The following is a 15,804-nucleotide window of genomic DNA, read 5'->3' as shown; positions in this document are numbered from 1 at the left end:
TGATGTCAACGCCTGGGCATACCTGATCAATGAATTAAGTGTGTTTCAGCATCCAAACGCCTGTTATCAATCAGAAAAACTGCACGCAAAAAACTTCCATATTGCTTTCACCATAGGAGGAGGCGTTACCGCGACGCAGATAGAGCGTTCAATGCAGATCGCTGGTGACTCTACCAATGGCTTTCACTACTTGCTTTGCGCCTGACTGTATAGCCGCCATCGCCATACCTGCCTGTTCGGACAACTCCAATAAAACGTCGGCTTGGTCTCTGCTGCACTGGACATGCAACGCGGCTTCGCCGGCCAATTCTCGATTTTGCCTGACCACGCCGTTAATCTCCTGCGTGGCCACACTGGTACGGCCGGCGAGCTTGCGCACTTCATCCGCCACGACAGCGAATCCCCGCCCATGCACTCCAGCGCGTGCAGCTTCGATCGCGGCGTTAAGCGCCAAGAGATTTGTCTGGGTGGCAATGGCGCCGATCGTGTCGACGATGGAACCGATCAACTGCGACTGCGATTCCAGCGCGGTCATGCTATCGGTCACCAAGGCCATCTGTTGGGCAATATTCTGTGTGCCGAGCACGGAGTCGGCGACCAGTTCCATACCTCGGTTAGCTTTCACATCGGCATCTAGCGACACGTCGTAAGCCATGGTCGCTGCTTGTTTGATTCCGTCGGCTTTTTCAACTTGCTCGGTCACTACGCTGGCGAATTTGGCAATTTTATAAACCCGGCCGGAAGCGTCTCTGATGGGATTGTAAGTAGCCTCCAGCCAAACCACTTTTCCGCTTTTATCTACCCGGCGAAAGCGACCAGCGTTAAACACGCCCTTGTTCAGACGCTTCCAGAACTCGGTGTAATGCGCCGACGCCACGTCCTCCGCCAGGCAGAACAGGCGGTGATGCTTGCCCTGTATCTCCGCAAGACTGTAACCCATGGCCTGGACGAACGATTCGTTGGCGTAAACGACCTCACCCGCGAGACTGAACTGGATGATCGCCATCGAGCGGTTCAGTGCGCTGAACATTTCGATGGCCTCCTGTTCGTCCCGCTCCAGCGGTGGTGCAACCATGCCGTAGCCTTGAAACGTCCGGTTCGCTGCAGCGATCCAGGCTATATTAAGTGTCACAGCACGGCCGTCGGAGGCACGATAGCGTTGCCGCTCGATGGCGCACAGGTTGGGTGCAAAATCATTCTGCAGTTCCGCGTTGATGTTACTCATTGCCATATTTGAAAGCTGTTCCAGCGAGTATCCCAGCGTTTGCGCAAACCGCTGGTTGGCCGAGATAATCTGGCCATCTCCATTGACACGTACTGAAAGAAAAACCGCTTCGATGTCGGCGACTGTCCCGAGCGCCAGGCACAATTCCTCTTGGCAGGTAAAAAGAGCATTCTTCAACTGGCGATTAAACACGCTGAACTCCGGCATAAACAATTACAACAAAAAGGACAGTGATTAAATCGCTCCCCAAAAGGACGATCGAATAACAAGCGAACTCATCGCGCTAACGCCCACAAACACTGCAAATACCACCAGGCTCGTTTTCTACTTCGCTCTCATCAACTCCCAACTCCATGCTGACACGTGCAATTGCAAAGTAGATTGACATGGCCCGCCGTATCAATTCGAGAAAGGCCGGACTTAACTCCACCAAACGTTTGTCGCATTTGAAATAGCCCAGTAATTGGCCTTCTTTGATCATGCGCTGCATATGCGTTTTGGACACGCCCAGACGCGATGAAAGCTCAACGTAAGAGGATACGTTGTAGCCGGTCTCTAACGAGCCGGTGCGCAGGGCATCAGCATAGAGTGCGAGCATCGGCAGATGACCGCCGTCCCGGTTGAGAATCCATTTCGCTTCAGGCAACAGCTTGTCGAGCAGGAAGTCACCTTCAAGTATCTTGGCAAACCCTCGAAAATATACGCGCGATAGATCAGCATTCTGCCCCAAACCCGATAACCAGCTGTCGTATGGAGAGAGCATTTGCGAAGGCATCAAATACGATTTGATTAGTTGCACGGTATTGCTTAGCGCTTTTTCCGTAGGTCGGAAACTGCGTTGACGTCCATCCTGGCCATGTAGCCGAACATCCAGATATCCGGCGATGGACAAGAATGAGCAATAAGAGTCCAGGCTGTTTCGAGACATATAGCCACGTTCTTGGCAAAATGCCTTTACTTTGGATAAAGGAGCTTTCTCGTCTTTGTAGCTGAAGCTCAATAAAGACAGGGCCACCATGAACCGGTCATATTTCCACAAATTTTTATAAAATGAAGGCTTTTCTCGATAGCTTTCCATGACCAAATCGAAATGCAGTAGAACAGCTTCATCTATATTGCCCCTGGTCATTTCGGAACTGGTCTCTTTCAAATACTCAAGCAGATCAGTCTTGTTCATCGAAGTTACACAACCCTTAATCGGTAATATCAAACAGCTACCAGTCGCAATACGCAGAGTATATGCGTATTCGAACCGCTGGCAGGTTCACCCCAAAAATGTTTTATGACCTGACGCGCTTCGATCACCGCTTATCCGAGTGTGTCTGATCGATGCCCAGCTGCCTAAAGATGCGCGGCGTGCATAAATCCCTTCGACCAATAGCAGCCATCAACGCGTCACTATAATTCCCGCCCGCCCTTGCATCATGATGCTCGCCACGATCCCCTCGTGGCACCGAACTATAGTTGCAGGATCTAACCCATCTTGGAGTGGGCCAGCGTGAATTCATCGCCCAGGATCCCGACGGTTATCTCATCAGGTTGGTAGAGCGGTTGGGTGAGAAGCCGATTTGCTCAATCTGAATTTGAATCTGAGTCAAGCCGATAGTCAGATTTGGGGTTAAGCGGACGTAGTTCAACGTCCGTTAATGGCCGGAAGCTGTCATAAGGTCGCAGCCGCCAAAGACTGAAAGCCGAAGAATCTGGGTATGGTTGTGATGCAAGGATATAGCGAGGCGGAAGCTTTCTAGGCTTCCGCTTCTTCATCACCCTCCCTTTCTTTTGAGTCGGACGTCAATGAAATCAAGCTCTGCCTTGATTGCATCAATCGTGAGCGTCTCAACCTTGGTGTTTTTGTTTGCTCTTGCGTTGAGCTTTTCCACGCCAGCCATGCCGACAATTATCCCGTTTAAATGCAGCTTTCGGGCCTTTAGGTCATCAGGCATCTGAGCGCTGTTCTTTGGTATTGGGTTCATGGTTAGACCGATGGTAGGCCCGAAGCAACCGGCCCTCGCCGGTTGTTTCGGGGAGGGTTTTGATTAGGCCGCCAACAGGTCAAGCAGGCTGTGTTGGTGTGAGCGTTCTGCAAGCTCGCGGAAGGTCCAGCTTCCGAAGTTTTCACCTTGCTCAGGGATGTCCAGATTCAGCAGCGCAACCGGATCACGATTAATCAGTTTGCGGGCAGCCCATAGCTTGCCGCCGGTCTCCAGCAGTGCTTTCGCTGCCTCGTTCCATTGTTCTTCCAGCACAGTGTTCACCAGGTGAGCCGCGTTATTCTCGATCTTGGCGCGTTCTTTTTGTGCCTCGGTGATATGCAGATCAATCGTTACCAGCTCCTGCTCCAGCGCCGCGATGAGCAACTGTTGGCGGCGGTGATGCTCAACCGCAGCTGTGAGGTTTTTTGCTGCCTTTTGAGCTTCGGCGTTAGCAGCTTTCTCGCCCTCCACATCGCCCCACGCGACAGCCTGTGCATAGGCGGTTGCTGCGTCCGTTTCAGCTTGTCGAGCCTTTGTCATGTCTTCCTGAGCGCTCTGGCGGACTTGTTGCAACCTGGTCTCGATGCTGCTGCGCTTTTCGTTAAGCTCCATCTCGTCGGCTTTCCAGTTCGCCATGCCGCTGATGTAGTCCGCAGCCAAGCTCTCACGGTTCGCCAGTGCCTCGAGGCGATGAATCTTTTGATTCAGGCGATAGATCTCATGACCTCGCGAGTCGATGCGCCTTTTGTGATCGTTGATTTCATCTTGCACTGCGCGTTGACGGCTTTGCTGGATAACCTCTGGGCTCTCCAGCGCTTCTTCGAAGGGCGCCAGGTCGCGCTGGATGCTCTCCATTTCGAGGGTCAGTGTGTCGCGGCGGTCTGTCAGTTCTTGGATAGTGTTCATCTGTATTGTCTCTGGGTACTGCGGTTGATAGGGATGGTTGTCGGACGGCTGGCGAGGCCGGGATTGAGCCGGCGTTACCTCGATCAGTAGGCATGCCGTCAAGCGGCCTTGGCCTCGCCTTCATCCGTTCCGGGAACTGTCTTCACCACATAGCAGCGTTGAGGCCCTAACCCGGGCAGGCGAATCAAGCTGTACGCTTTTCCGTCGGTTCCCGGCTCAAGCACGCCCCGTTGCAGCAGCTCCTTGTTCACCGCACTGATATTCATGCCCTTGAAGATTTCGGCCCTCCAGGCTTCCGGCAGCACGTAATAGGTATTGGTGGTGTGCAGGGCATCACCCATGCCGTGTTCCATCGTCTTGCGAAAGCCCAGTCGATCAATCGTGCGTGGGCCGTGTTCATCGATCTTGGCGGCGGCAGATTCCCAGCGGGTAAAGCGGCTTTCTCCAAAGCGTTCGATGACCTGGTGTAACCGCGCCAAGATCGCATCACCCTCGAAGTTACCGGCGCCGCCACGCTCAGCCAGCCACGCATGCAGGCAAACCCGTGCAGCAGTCGTGGCCGTACCATCCGGCCAACCGGTGACGCCGAAGGCAGTGGCCAACTCTCCCGCCGCTGCTGCGAGGCCGAAGCGAAGGGCGGCGCGCTGGGCTTGTCCACTGGCTGATGCGGGCAAGTTTTGGGTGATGAACTGCTCCACCGTGCGGCGAACGATCACCGACCACCTGAGCATTTCTCCGGGCGCACACAGTGCGTGCAGGAAGGCGGTGAGAGGCGTGCCGTAGTATTTGGCTACACGCGCCTTGAGCGCATCGGAGAGGGCTGCAGCGTCCTCAAAACCGTTCAGCACATCGAACATTCCGAGGCCTTTGCTGGCATCCGCAGGCACTGCGAGCATGCGCACCTCCATACCGGCTTTCAGCTCTTTGTTGGCGTCTGCCATGTGTTGCGCCAATGTCTTCTCGCCGGTCGAAAGAAACAGCAAGCGCCACTCCTGCACCTGTCGGCCCGCTTGTCCTCGATCATTCGCCCGAGCCTTACCGGTGCCGTTGCCGAGCATGTACACGGTTTCCCCAATGATGCGCGGGTCACACATCCCGATTTCATCCAGCACCAGGAGCCCGTCTGAATGGGCGGATGCGATGGACTCCAGGGCGTTATCTGTCGATCGCCATGAACGCACCAGACGCGGCCCACCGTAAACCGAGGCGGCGACTTGTAGGTGAGTGGTCTTGCCACCAGAGCTGTCGCCGTAAAGGTGGAAGCCGCCTGACTCATGCCCCAGCAGGTTTAGCAGAGGCCCTGCAAAGGCCACAGAGACGACAAACGCCAAGCGATGGTTGCCAACGCACAGCGCGCCGATTTGCTGCTGCCATTGCTCCAGAGAGCCCGCCTCGCTGATCGGAGGCAGCTGCGCACCGGCCTCATAAAAATGCAGGTGCTCAGCGTGCGAGCCGATCTGTTGTTCGGGCAAAAGGAAGGCGTTGTCGTGCCAGCCCAAACGCGTCACCAAGCGGGCGCGCTGGGCGCTGTCAAAGCCGCCGAGATAACTCTGCAGATCATTGCGTGCGTTACGCCCGGATCGACTTCCTGCAAGGCGCAAACCCATGTCTACCAGTGGACCTAGTACGTCCTTGCCGAAGTCACCGGTCATGGTTCGGGCTGGAATGTTCCAACGTTTTTTAGCGCCGTCCGGGTCATCGAACTCAACCAACAAGCCCCAGTTGTGGCCTTTGTCGTCGCGAGTGCGAGCGATGATTTCGAGAGGCGAACAGACGGGGCGCGCCTCGCCATCATCGCCGGAATAAAACACCCCTTCAGCGGTCAGTCGGAAGCCGCCCGGCAACAGATCATTCTTCGATTTCGCGGGGCGTTTGGCGAGCGCCGTGGCCTTCTGTTCTTTAGGTTCAGTGGACTCAGCGACAGTGCCGAAAAACTCACCGCTGCGCACCAGCTCGGCGACGTGGGCAGCGGTCCAGCCTTTGGCTAACGCATCCGCTGCATCGTCGCCGTCTGCCCATTTTCCACCCTTGATGAGCGTGGGCTTTCCGCCTTTGCTGCTGGGCTTGAGCTTGAACACGTCGAGCGAGATTCGTTGTACCGAAGCGACACCTAGCTCAATCAACTTGAGCTCGATAGCGCCCATGCAGGTCTTCCCGCTGGCATCGTTATCCGGCCACAGCACCACCGTGCGTCCTTTGAGTGGCGTCAGGTCGGCCTTGTGCCAAGAATTGGAGCCGTTCGGCCAGCAGGTGGCGACGTAGTCGGGCATCAGTTCCGCGGCGGCATCAGCAGCCTTCTCGCCTTCACACAGCACCACAGGCGCATCGGCCCGCTGTGACAGCTCATCCAGGCGTAGCAGTGGTCGAGGCTCCAGCAATCCTTGCCAGCGCCATTGCGTGGTTTGCCCATCGGGGCGCTTGCACCAGGTCAACGGTGCAAAGACCTTTCGCAGTTTGCCGTCTTCGTCTGGGCCGAGGTCGAAGCGATACAGCGCCATGACCGGCTGGCCCTGTGCGTCGCGATAGATCCACAACTTGGACGGAACACCGTGTTGCCGGTGTTTAGCTGGGCATTTGTTCATGGCCTCGGCCGGGATCGGTTGAATCGCGATCCACTCCGGCGTTGCACTTTTGGCCGGTGCGCTTTTGGTGGTCGCAGAGCCAGCGGTAACATTGAGCAGATCCGCCAGCTTTTTGCAGGCCTCAACGTCCGTGCCGCCGTCGATGTAGCGCACCAAGTCGATCAGGTCTCCTCCCTTATCACCGGTGGCAAAATCCGCCCAGGTGCCTTTGCTCAAATTGACCTTGAGTGAGCCTGCACGTTTGTCTGTGCGCGTCGGGTTCGGTGCTGTGTATTCTTTGCCGCCGTCGACGCGTTTGCCGTTTGGAAGCCAGTGAGTAAGGACGCGGTCGATGTTCTTAAGGGCAGCACTTTTTACGTCTGCAAAGCTGGGTCGTTTTGAGGTGTTGCCGGTGCGCTGAGTCATGGTGTTGTCCTCGTTGCATACAGCGCATCGTTTACGTCATCGATCAGCGCTTTTGCCATTTCGCCTAGGTAGAGAGCAGGCCAGCTGAACCGCTCGCCTTCGTTACTCATGGCTGCGTCGAGGGTCAGTTGATTGGCGTAGTACTGAAATAGCGATATGGCCTCAAGTGCGTCCTCGATTGGCACGCCTGCATTGACCCTAAACAGCTTTTGAGTACCGCTGGCAACGCATGAGAATTCGGCACGCCCGAGAGTGTTGGCAGTATTCACAGCGCACCGCCTTTCTGGCCCATTGGCACAGAGGAGGCGTCACCGTACAAGGCGAGTGTTTTGATCAGACCCAGGGTGCCGCGCACGTCCCAAATAACGGATGACAGCACGCGGTTGGAGAGTACGGGTTTATCGCCGTCTAAATGATCTTCCAGCAGCATCAGAACTGAGTCGGCACGGTCGAGGGCGCAGGTGATGGCATCAATGGGAATACCGGCTTCAGCGTCCTGGCTGACGCAGAGCAGATCCTCGGGAAGTGAGAAGCCTGGGAGCATGCTCATTGGGCACCCCCTGCGGCTTCCAGGGCGCGAGCCTTTGACATATGGGCGTTGTAACGGGAAAGGCGTGTAGCTAGGCTGGAGTTGGCGTGTAAAGCGGCGAGAGCCATTGCTCGGTGAGCGGCGGCGCGAATTTTGGACGGACTGAGGGCGTGCATGGGGCGAAACTCCTATTGTTGAGGAGCTGCCACACTTCGTCGCCAAACGAATTAGGGTGGCAGCTGTGCGCAGGTTGGCGAACCGGGACAATAGGAACCCGGCAGACCCGAAGGTCTCCCACGCACAGCAGCCATAACACGTGAATGCGGGCACAAAAAAAGCGCCTGCAATCGTAATGGGGGCGCCTGTGCGCCTATTGTAGATCGGGTCGCCAAACCCGGTCGCTGAATTTGCAGCGACTGCCAGAGAGTAACGCCGGTTTTTTGAAAGTGCAACTGTCCGGAACGCTTGCGGATTTTTTCGATGCGGCATAAATTGATCAGGCATGTAGATTTACCTCAACGCCTCCGGTTGCCGCCGGGGGCGTTTTCGTTTCAGGCATGGATATCCCAGCGAAGGGAAACAAAGGGCAGCAGGTCACCTTCGAGGCAGGCGCGCGCATCCTCGTAGGCGTCGATTTGTTGGCCTTCGTCGACGATGATCGCTTGAGGGGCTTGGCAGGGAACTGACAAGGCGCACCAGATGCCATCTCTCCATCGCATCACCATCACGTCCCGGTTCAGGCGTTTTTGCTCTGTGCGGTAACGCTCAAAACGTTGCATCCATCGCGACGAGAAACCGACTGTTCTGAGTACAGAAAAGGGCTGCAAGATGGCCCTGTTAGCAACACGAATTTTCATGCTGCCACCTGATCGCGGGCTGCGATGCGTGCCCGTGTCCATGCCTGAACTTCCCCCAAAACCCACGCAACCGGAGCGCTTCGGGCATTGCTGTTACTCAGCTTTACCGGCAACGGGAATCCGCTTTCAGGTTGACGCATCAGCTTGTAGATAGTCGGGCGTGCGAGCCCTACGATTGAAATGACCTCGGGCATGCGGATGAGGGTCATTGAGGGATCATGCGAGGGAATTGCTTTTAATACGGTAGTCATAGCGAGCTAACCCTTTGTTAATTGAGACAACGGGTCATACGCTACGCAGGGGAGGGGGAGTGGACTGTGTCTGCTCCCTTTTATTTCAGAGGTCTAAGGCAAAGAGCGATCAAGTGTTCTCGAATGGTTTTTTTAGTGCCGTTGCCCGCTTGGTCGAAAAGCAGATTGGTCAGTTCAGCGTCGGTGAGACTGCGCTTTTCACTTTTCCGACCACTGATGATTTGCTCTGCGGCTGCCTTGATTTTTGCTCGCCTATTCATAGCGGCGGTTTTTATCGCTGAGTCGGGATTGCGGTTCCCATTGCCCGCTTCCTGGCCCCTCTTCGTCGCCTTTGTCGAGAAAGCGTCGTCGAGAATTCGGTGCATCAGGCTTGATGTGTTAAAGCCTTTTTTGAACACATCCATCTGCTCCACCTGGCGATAAAGACTCGCCATCAGCAGCGCTTGATTCGCCTCGCCTAGTAACGTCGCGAATTCTTCTCGTACCCTGATCTCATTCCCGCTGCTGCGATCCCGCTCCTTTTTAATCAGGGCAAGGTACTGGCGGGGTGAGTCATGTCTCAGTTGCTCTATCAGGTCTGCATCAATGTCGTAGGTCGCGAGTTCAAGGTCGAACAGCCAATTTGCGAGCATCTCAACGGCCTGTGTTCCAAGTACTAGGGCGTAGGTAGCCACGAGCTGTGAATCTTCTGCGGAACAGCTGACCCTAAGGAGCCCTCGAATCACGCTTGGCAATGAGCCTGCTTCCGTAGAGTCGGCATGGTCGTAGATGGCATCACGTCGGGAGTACAGGATTCGTGTAATCAACTCTGCACCCGGGGAGTAGGAACCCTCCTCAAGCCAGAACGATGTGGCGGTGTTGATCAGATCGAAGGCACCTTTGAAGTGTTCTTTGAACTGCGGAAACAGTGCAAGACTGCGAACGGCTGCCTCGACGTCGTCCTGATCCCACACCAGGCACGTTACATCAAAGCCTGCGATTTCGAGCTCAAGCTCTTCTGCATCGATGTACTGCTCAAAGTCCATTTAGATATCCCCGCCGCCCCGAAGGCGATAGGCCGTTACAGCAATTCGCAAACGGAAACGCCGATGCCAGCAGGGTTGCGGGTGTGGCTTTTCTGTAACACGACTGCTCGATGTAACACGTGGCGTTCGGAAGCTTTGTAGTGCGTGTAACGCTAAATATATTCATTAAATACAATGGGTTATTGGTTGGCGTAACGCGCGTAACACCCGTAACACGACTTTTGAGAGGGTGTAGGGTTAACAACTTCATACAACCTTCTCAAATTGACCTTGCACCACATTTCCGGCCTCTAGGGAATCAAGATGGTCGGCGTACCATTGCATCATCTGCGTGCGCTGCTCAAGGTACTGAGCCTTGTTGTAAATCCCTCGAATACCTTGTGCCTTGTGGCTGAGTTGGGCTTCGATATGGTCAGCAGGATAGCCATGCTCGTTGAGGATTGTGCTGGCGATGTGGCGGAAGCCATGACCTGTCTGCCGGCCCTCGTAACCAAGGCGCCGGAGTGCCATAAGAAAAACGGTATCGCTTCGGGGTTTGGTGCGGTCGCTTCGACCTGGAAACAGGAGTGGGTAAGCGCCGGTTATTTGCCGAAGCTCTAACAGTGCTTCCACTGCTTGAATGCAGAGTGGCACCAGGTGCTCACGGCCTTTCTTGCGACCCTTGCGCTCGACTGGAACGGTCCACAGTCTTTTATCGAAATCGAACTCTACCCATTGTGCCTCTCGGAGTTCGCTGGGGCGTACAGCCATCAGGGTCAACAGCCTCAAGCCGAGCTGAACATCTTTGGCGTGGGGATAGGAGCGTATCGCTCGGAGTAATCCTGGAAGCTCATCGGGGGAGACGTGGGCGTAGTTCTCTGCCTTTCCCGAGGACAGAAATTTATGCACACCCTCCAAAGGGTTGTTGACGGCTCTGCCCGTCACGCGAGCCAGGTCATAAATATCTTTGCAGTAAGCCCTCACACGGCTCATCTGTTCCAGAATCCCCTGACGCTCAAGCCCTCTCAATAGCTCCATCCACTCCATCGACATGATCGAGGTGTAGGGGCGTTTACCGAGTGGGGGGAATACATGGCGTTCGAGTGCGCCAAGTATCCTTTTGGCCGTACCAGCATCCCAGCCGCTCAGACGAGACGTGTGCCACTCCCTTGCCAATGCCTCAAAGGTGTCGTTGGCCGCATCGATCTCGGCGGCTTGGCGAGCTTTCTTGGAGGTGATTGGGTTCTTACCTTCAGATGCGTCTGCGCGTAGATCAGCCGCTTTCTGCCGAGCGAAAGCGCCGCCTACTTCCGGGTAGCCGCCAAGACCAAGCCATGACCATTTGCCGTCTGGCTTCTTGTAGCGTAACTCCCAGGACTTTTGGCCGTTTGGCTTGACCCTGAAATACAGCCCTGGGCTGTCTAGTTCGCGGTATGTCCCGGCCTCAGGCTCCAGGCTGGAAAGTGTAGTGTCAGCGAGAGGGCGCCGCTTGATATCGGTGCGTTTCATCCTTGTATGCCTTCAGTTCAATTATTTATGAAGCATACACGTGGGCATACACGGAGGGGAAGGATAGGGGTAGACAGAGGTGAACAGCCAGAAACAAGAAAGCCCGCACTAGGCGGGCTTCTTGAGGTGATTCATAGACTGCTGTAGACATCTATGGATCGGTACTTGGTGGCTACACAGGGACTTGAACCCCGGACCCCAGCATTATGAATGCTATGCTCTAACCAACTGAGCTATGTAGCCAAGTGGCGCGCATTATTCGCGTAGAACGGGAATGCGTCAAGCATTTATTTTGAATTTTTATCTACGCTTTCAATTGTTTAACGGAAACGAGTGGGTTGGGCGACGAGTGGTGGCTGATTCACTTCTCCTGTGAAGTGATGCCTATGGCTTCAAGCAATCCCTCAACCACCGGGCGAACCTGCCCGTTGATCCTGCTGGCGCTGGATTGATCGCCCGTGGTGTTTCGAGCGGATGTGTGGTTTTGCGGGTGGGGTTATTGGCGATCTTGCTGCCATCCACGAAGAAGGACTGATACCGGTTGGGCGGATATCCCTGTCGCCCAACACTTGGCTCGTCAGCCAGATTTACGGTTGAAATGGGTTGTGAGTGGCGCGCTTGAGTTGTTCGCGTGCTCGCGACAGCCTTGAGCGAACGGTGCCGATGGGGATGTCCAATACGTCGGCGGTGTCCTGGTAGCTACCGTCGGTTTCCAGCGAGGCGTACATGGTCTTGCGCATTTCCGTCGGCAGGTGGTCGATGGCGCTCAGGGTGTTCTCCAGGCGGCGGTTGATCTCAAACTCCCAATCCAGGTTGTTGTTTTCTTCCTGGCCATGCCACAACGACTCATCAAATTCACAATGCACGGGTTTGGCATACATGCGCCTGAAGTGATTGCGGATCAGGTTCTGTGCAATGCCACACATCCAGGTGCTGGGCGAGGCGTTACCGCAGAAGCGCTCGCGGTTGCGCCAGGCTTCCAGGTACGTCACTTGCAGAAGATCATCCGCATCTTCCGGGTTGAGTACGCGTTTTTGGATGAAGCGCTTGAGTTTTTTATGCTGGTCGTCTGTCAGGTGAAGCATGAATTGAGGCGAGCTGCCAACGAGGTTAGCTAAGGCTTCAATAGGGATATTCATGTTTTTTTTCCTTAGGGTAGACGCAGTCGAGCGGGTGTCGACAGGTCCCTTTAGCACTCCCTGTGCCAAGCCTAAAAAATATTTAAGTGTATGATTTATATATATAAATAATTTTTATCGAAGCGTTTTTATGCAGTGGTTTGCACAGCGCGTCGAAGGCTTTTGCAAGTTTTTTCAAATTCGTTGTGCGAGCGGATTTTGATGGAACCGTATGGCAGGGCGTTGCCACACAGGCAAACACTCTTCCTGTACTGGCGCGCCCATGAAAGTTGAATCCAACAACGATGTGCAAACACTCCGTCTCCTGGATCAAGCGGTTATCAGCCATACCCCAGTGCCCGCGCCCGCGAAGGGCACTGATGAGCTTGCACATCTGTTCGCCCAGGAGGTGGCGTTCAACAGCCGAGCGTTGAGTGAGCGGACGATGGGGATGCGGGTGCTCCCAACTCAACAGCTGTCGCAACTTTATGATCAGCTTGGCCATCCAGCCCAGGAGAGCCTGGCGTCCGTTTCACGGCGCATCAGGCAGCAATTGCAGCATGAGCCCACTGTCGAAAAACTCCTGGAGCTTACGGGGGGGGACCCGGCGCGCGCGTTCGTGGTGCTCAAGTATGTGGAGGCCAGGGCAGACAGTGAGGCGCGTCAACCCGAGGCTAGGTTGGCGCACGATGCTATTGCCAAGCTTGAAACCCGTTTCAAAGGAGTGATCCAGGCACGCCTGGACATTGCCCTGGTGTTGCAGTCGGCCGCAGCCGACCCGCAGGAGCGCCAGGTACTGCGTACGCTCTACTACGACACTGTGGTCAATCGCCCGTCCCTGGGGGCGATGATGAAGGCCCTACTGGAGGAATACGGGGTCGAGCGTTTCCACATCGGGCTTAATGTGATGCGTAAGGCGTTGGCGGATGACATTGCGGCCAACGTGTCGTCAAAGCCCACGCATCAGTTGCGCAATTTGCTGTTGGGCCTGCAAAGCTGCGGGCAATTGAGCGCCGTGTTGGCCGAGTGCGAAGAGTTGATGAAGCACTTGGCCATTGAGCATGACCCAGTAGGCCTGTTGCAGCGTTTGCTGGCTTACGCCGGCAGCGGCATTGAGTCCGAAGAAATGCTGCGACTGGCGAAGGATCTGGGAGGTGCCTCGTTTCTACGTCAACTGGCCGTACTCAAAGAGCTTTACCCTGTGTTCCAAAGGATGCCCTTGGCCTGGTGGTCTGAAAGCGACCTGCGTACGCAGGCCCTGGCTCTGTTTGTGTTGGCGATGGACGGGTTGGACCTGCACTTGCGCGGGCCCAAACGGTTAGCCGGTGAGCCGAGGCCCGAGACGTGACAGTTCTGTCGGCCATCAACCGCGGATTGCTCAAAGTGGTACAGCGCGCCGAGGTGTTGGGCGCCGTGGTGGTCATGTCTATCGTCTTTATCTTTATCGTGCCACTGCCCACCTGGCTGGTGGATATTCTGATCGCCCTCAATATCTGTATTTCGTGCCTGTTAATTGTTCTTGCGCTTTACCTGCCGGGCCCCCTGGCGTTTTCGTCGTTCCCGTCGATCCTGTTGTTGACCACCATGTTTCGACTGGCCCTGTCGATTGCAACCACGCGTCTGATCCTGCTGGAACAAGACGCGGGTGACATCGTCGAGGCCTTCGGCAACTTCGTGGTGGGAGGCAACCTGGCGGTGGGGATGGTGATTTTCCTGATCCTGACCCTGGTTAACTTCCTGGTGATCACCAAGGGGTCGGAACGGGTTGCCGAGGTCGCGGCGCGGTTCAGCCTGGATGCGATGCCGGGCAAGCAGATGTCCATCGACAGCGACTTGCGTGCCGGCCTGATTGACGGCACGCAAGCACGCGACAAACGCGAGCAGTTGTCCCGTGAGAGCCAGTTGTTCGGCGCGATGGATGGGGCCATGAAGTTCGTCAAGGGCGACGCTATCGCGGGGCTGATTATCGTCGTGGTCAACCTGTTGGGTGGCTTCTGCACGGGGATGTTTCTGTACGGCTTGAGCGCTGCCGATTCGATGGCGTTGTATTCGGTGCTGACCATCGGCGATGGCCTGATTGCGCAAATTCCGGCGCTGCTGATTTCCCTGACCGCCGGCATGATCATCACCCGCGTAGCGCCGGATGGGCGTAAGGGCGTCAGTAACATGGGCGCCGAAATTGCCCGGCAAATGACCAGTGAGCCCAAGAGCTGGATGATCGCGTCAGTGGGGATGCTTGCGTTTGCCATAGTGCCCGGTATGCCTACCGGGGTATTCATCTTTATTTCGCTGGTAACCGGCAGCCTGGGGTACTACCTGATGCGCCGGCGTCAGCGAGAAGCAGAGCCGGGGTCCGAAACCACCGACGCCGTTCGACCCGAAGAGAACGGAAAAGAGGACTTGCGCGGGTTCGATCCGTCGCGCCCCTATCTATTGCAGTTCCCTCCGAGTTTGCGTGGCACGCCTGAGGTGACCGAGCTTATTCATGGGATTCGCCAGGCGCGAAATGCGTTGGTTGCCAATATCGGCCTGACCCTGCCGCCATTCGAAGTTGAACTCGATGACTCGTTGGCCGCTGACGAAATGCGTTTCTGTGTGCATGAAGTGCCGATGGTCAGGGCATCGATTGTCAGCCGCCTGGCCGTTGAGCGTAATGCGTTGACGGTTGAACCTGAGCACGCAATACCGGGGCTGGTTGAGCGTGATGAACAGAGTTGGGTCTGGCTGGCACCGGATGATCCACTGCTCGATGATCCGCAACTGGAGCGCTTCACTGCGACCAGCCTGATCATCGAACGCATGAAGCAGGCCATGATGCTCAGCGGGCCGCAGTTCCTGGGGATCCAGGAGAGTAAGTCGATCCTCAGTTGGCTGGAGCACAACCAGCCGGAACTGGTGCAGGAACTGCAGCGAATCATGCCGCTGTCGCGTTTTTCCTCGGTGTTGCAACGCTTGGCCAGTGAAGGTGTGCCGCTGCGGGCCGTGCGGCTGATTGTCGAATCGCTGATCGAGTACGGCCAGCATGAGCGTGAACCGGAAGCACTGGCCGACTACGCGCGGATTGCGCTCAAGGCGCAGATTTTCCACCAGTACAGCGAGGCCGACGGCCTGCATGCCTGGCTGTTGTCACCGCACACTGAAAACACCCTGCGCGAGGGATTGCGCCAGACCCAGACCGGGGTGTTTTTCGCGCTTGATGACGACCACAGCGCAGCATTGGTCAACCTGCTCAACCAGGCTTTTGTCCTAAGGCCCAAGAGCAAGAGCGTGCTGCTGGTGGCGCAGGACCTGCGTAGCCCCTTACGGACTTTGCTGCTGGAAGAGTTCAACCATGTGCCGGTGCTGTCGTTTGCCGAGTTGGGAAGTACCTCCAAGGTCAAAGTGCTGGGGCGCATTGACCTGGGCCAGGACGAGCTGATGCGTGGTGCGGTGGCATGAGTATTTG

15 protein-coding genes, 1 tRNA gene and 1 pseudogene are annotated in these 15,804 nt (G+C 55.9%); 3 read left to right on the top strand and 14 right to left on the bottom strand.

Features of this window, described 5'->3' with window-relative positions; genetic code table 11:
- Nucleotides 1-148: 148 nt before the first annotated feature.
- On the bottom strand, nt 149-1,417 hold the full coding sequence (locus tag J1G35_RS01795) for a PAS domain-containing methyl-accepting chemotaxis protein (RefSeq protein WP_032889264.1): 1,269 nt from the start codon (nt 1,415-1,417) through the stop codon (nt 149-151).
- Nucleotides 1,418-1,508: 91 nt separating this feature from the next.
- Nucleotides 1,509-2,402 (bottom strand): hypothetical protein, encoded by an 894-nt coding sequence (locus J1G35_RS01790; RefSeq protein WP_032888667.1) that lies wholly within the window; start codon nt 2,400-2,402, stop codon nt 1,509-1,511.
- A 305-nt stretch (nt 2,403-2,707) separates the two neighbouring features.
- Between J1G35_RS01790 and J1G35_RS30815 the strand changes: the two are divergent.
- A pseudogene (locus J1G35_RS30815) lies at nt 2,708-2,806 on the top strand (VOC family protein); the annotation flags it as partial.
- A gap of 182 nt (nt 2,807-2,988) precedes the next feature.
- On the opposite strand, the gene J1G35_RS01785 reads toward J1G35_RS30815, so the two are convergent.
- The 12 genes from J1G35_RS01785 to J1G35_RS30810 form a co-directional block, all read right to left on the bottom strand.
- Nucleotides 2,989-3,168: a hypothetical protein gene (locus J1G35_RS01785; RefSeq protein WP_223013063.1), complete on the bottom strand. Its 180-nt coding sequence runs from the start codon at nt 3,166-3,168 to the stop codon at nt 2,989-2,991.
- Nucleotides 3,169-3,261: 93 nt separating this feature from the next.
- Nucleotides 3,262-4,104, bottom strand: a complete 843-nt coding sequence (locus J1G35_RS01780; protein WP_223013061.1) for a chromosome segregation protein SMC — start codon at nt 4,102-4,104, stop codon at nt 3,262-3,264.
- Between the two features lie 98 nt (nt 4,105-4,202).
- Nucleotides 4,203-7,091, bottom strand: a complete 2,889-nt coding sequence (locus J1G35_RS01775) for a DUF927 domain-containing protein (protein ID WP_223013059.1) — start codon at nt 7,089-7,091, stop codon at nt 4,203-4,205.
- Nucleotides 7,088-7,360 (bottom strand): DUF3077 domain-containing protein, encoded by a 273-nt coding sequence (locus J1G35_RS01770; RefSeq protein ID WP_017846197.1) that lies wholly within the window; start codon nt 7,358-7,360, stop codon nt 7,088-7,090. Before J1G35_RS01770 ends, J1G35_RS01775 begins: the two co-directional genes overlap by 4 nt.
- Complete coding sequence (locus tag J1G35_RS01765) at nt 7,357-7,641, bottom strand: hypothetical protein (protein ID WP_003175982.1); 285 nt, start codon at nt 7,639-7,641, stop codon at nt 7,357-7,359. The genes J1G35_RS01770 and J1G35_RS01765 overlap by 4 nt, the downstream gene beginning before the upstream one ends.
- Nucleotides 7,642-8,171: 530 nt before the next feature.
- Nucleotides 8,172-8,477, bottom strand: a complete 306-nt coding sequence (locus J1G35_RS01760) for a hypothetical protein (protein ID WP_223013057.1) — start codon at nt 8,475-8,477, stop codon at nt 8,172-8,174.
- Nucleotides 8,474-8,728 carry an AlpA family phage regulatory protein gene (locus J1G35_RS01755; RefSeq protein WP_026078127.1) on the bottom strand — a complete coding sequence of 85 codons (255 nt, stop codon included), beginning with the start codon at nt 8,726-8,728 and terminating at the stop codon, nt 8,474-8,476. Before J1G35_RS01755 ends, J1G35_RS01760 begins: the two co-directional genes overlap by 4 nt.
- 80 nt (nt 8,729-8,808) lie before the next feature.
- Nucleotides 8,809-9,753 (bottom strand): hypothetical protein, encoded by a 945-nt coding sequence (locus J1G35_RS01750; protein ID WP_223013055.1) that lies wholly within the window; start codon nt 9,751-9,753, stop codon nt 8,809-8,811.
- 246 nt (nt 9,754-9,999) lie between these two features.
- Nucleotides 10,000-11,241: a tyrosine-type recombinase/integrase gene (locus J1G35_RS01745; protein WP_223013053.1), complete on the bottom strand. Its 1,242-nt coding sequence runs from the start codon at nt 11,239-11,241 to the stop codon at nt 10,000-10,002.
- 166 nt (nt 11,242-11,407) lie between these two features.
- Nucleotides 11,408-11,484: transfer RNA gene (locus J1G35_RS01740), tRNA-Met, on the bottom strand.
- Between the two features lie 344 nt (nt 11,485-11,828).
- Complete coding sequence (locus J1G35_RS01735) at nt 11,829-12,380, bottom strand: RNA polymerase sigma factor (RefSeq protein ID WP_053134179.1); 552 nt, start codon at nt 12,378-12,380, stop codon at nt 11,829-11,831.
- 82 nt (nt 12,381-12,462) lie between these two features.
- Nucleotides 12,463-12,864 (bottom strand): hypothetical protein, encoded by a 402-nt coding sequence (locus J1G35_RS30810; protein WP_262417115.1) that lies wholly within the window; start codon nt 12,862-12,864, stop codon nt 12,463-12,465.
- On the opposite strand from J1G35_RS30810, the gene sctW reads away from it, so the two are divergent.
- Nucleotides 12,805-13,707, top strand: a complete 903-nt coding sequence (gene sctW / locus J1G35_RS01730) for a type III secretion system gatekeeper subunit SctW (RefSeq protein WP_347709447.1) — start codon at nt 12,805-12,807, stop codon at nt 13,705-13,707. The two genes, J1G35_RS30810 and sctW, sit on opposite strands and share 60 nt — an antisense overlap.
- Entirely contained in the window at nt 13,704-15,797 is a 2,094-nt protein-coding gene (gene sctV / locus J1G35_RS01725) for a type III secretion system export apparatus subunit SctV (protein WP_223013049.1), read from the top strand. The genes sctW and sctV overlap by 4 nt, the downstream gene beginning before the upstream one ends.
- The last annotated feature ends 7 nt before the right edge of the window (nt 15,798-15,804 follow it).

Source organism: Pseudomonas sp. SH10-3B (assembly GCF_019891415.1).
Classification (GTDB): domain Bacteria; phylum Pseudomonadota; class Gammaproteobacteria; order Pseudomonadales; family Pseudomonadaceae; genus Aquipseudomonas.
The sequence above is the reverse complement of the archived record's forward strand: the minus strand, read 5'-3'. Positions and strand labels throughout refer to the sequence as shown.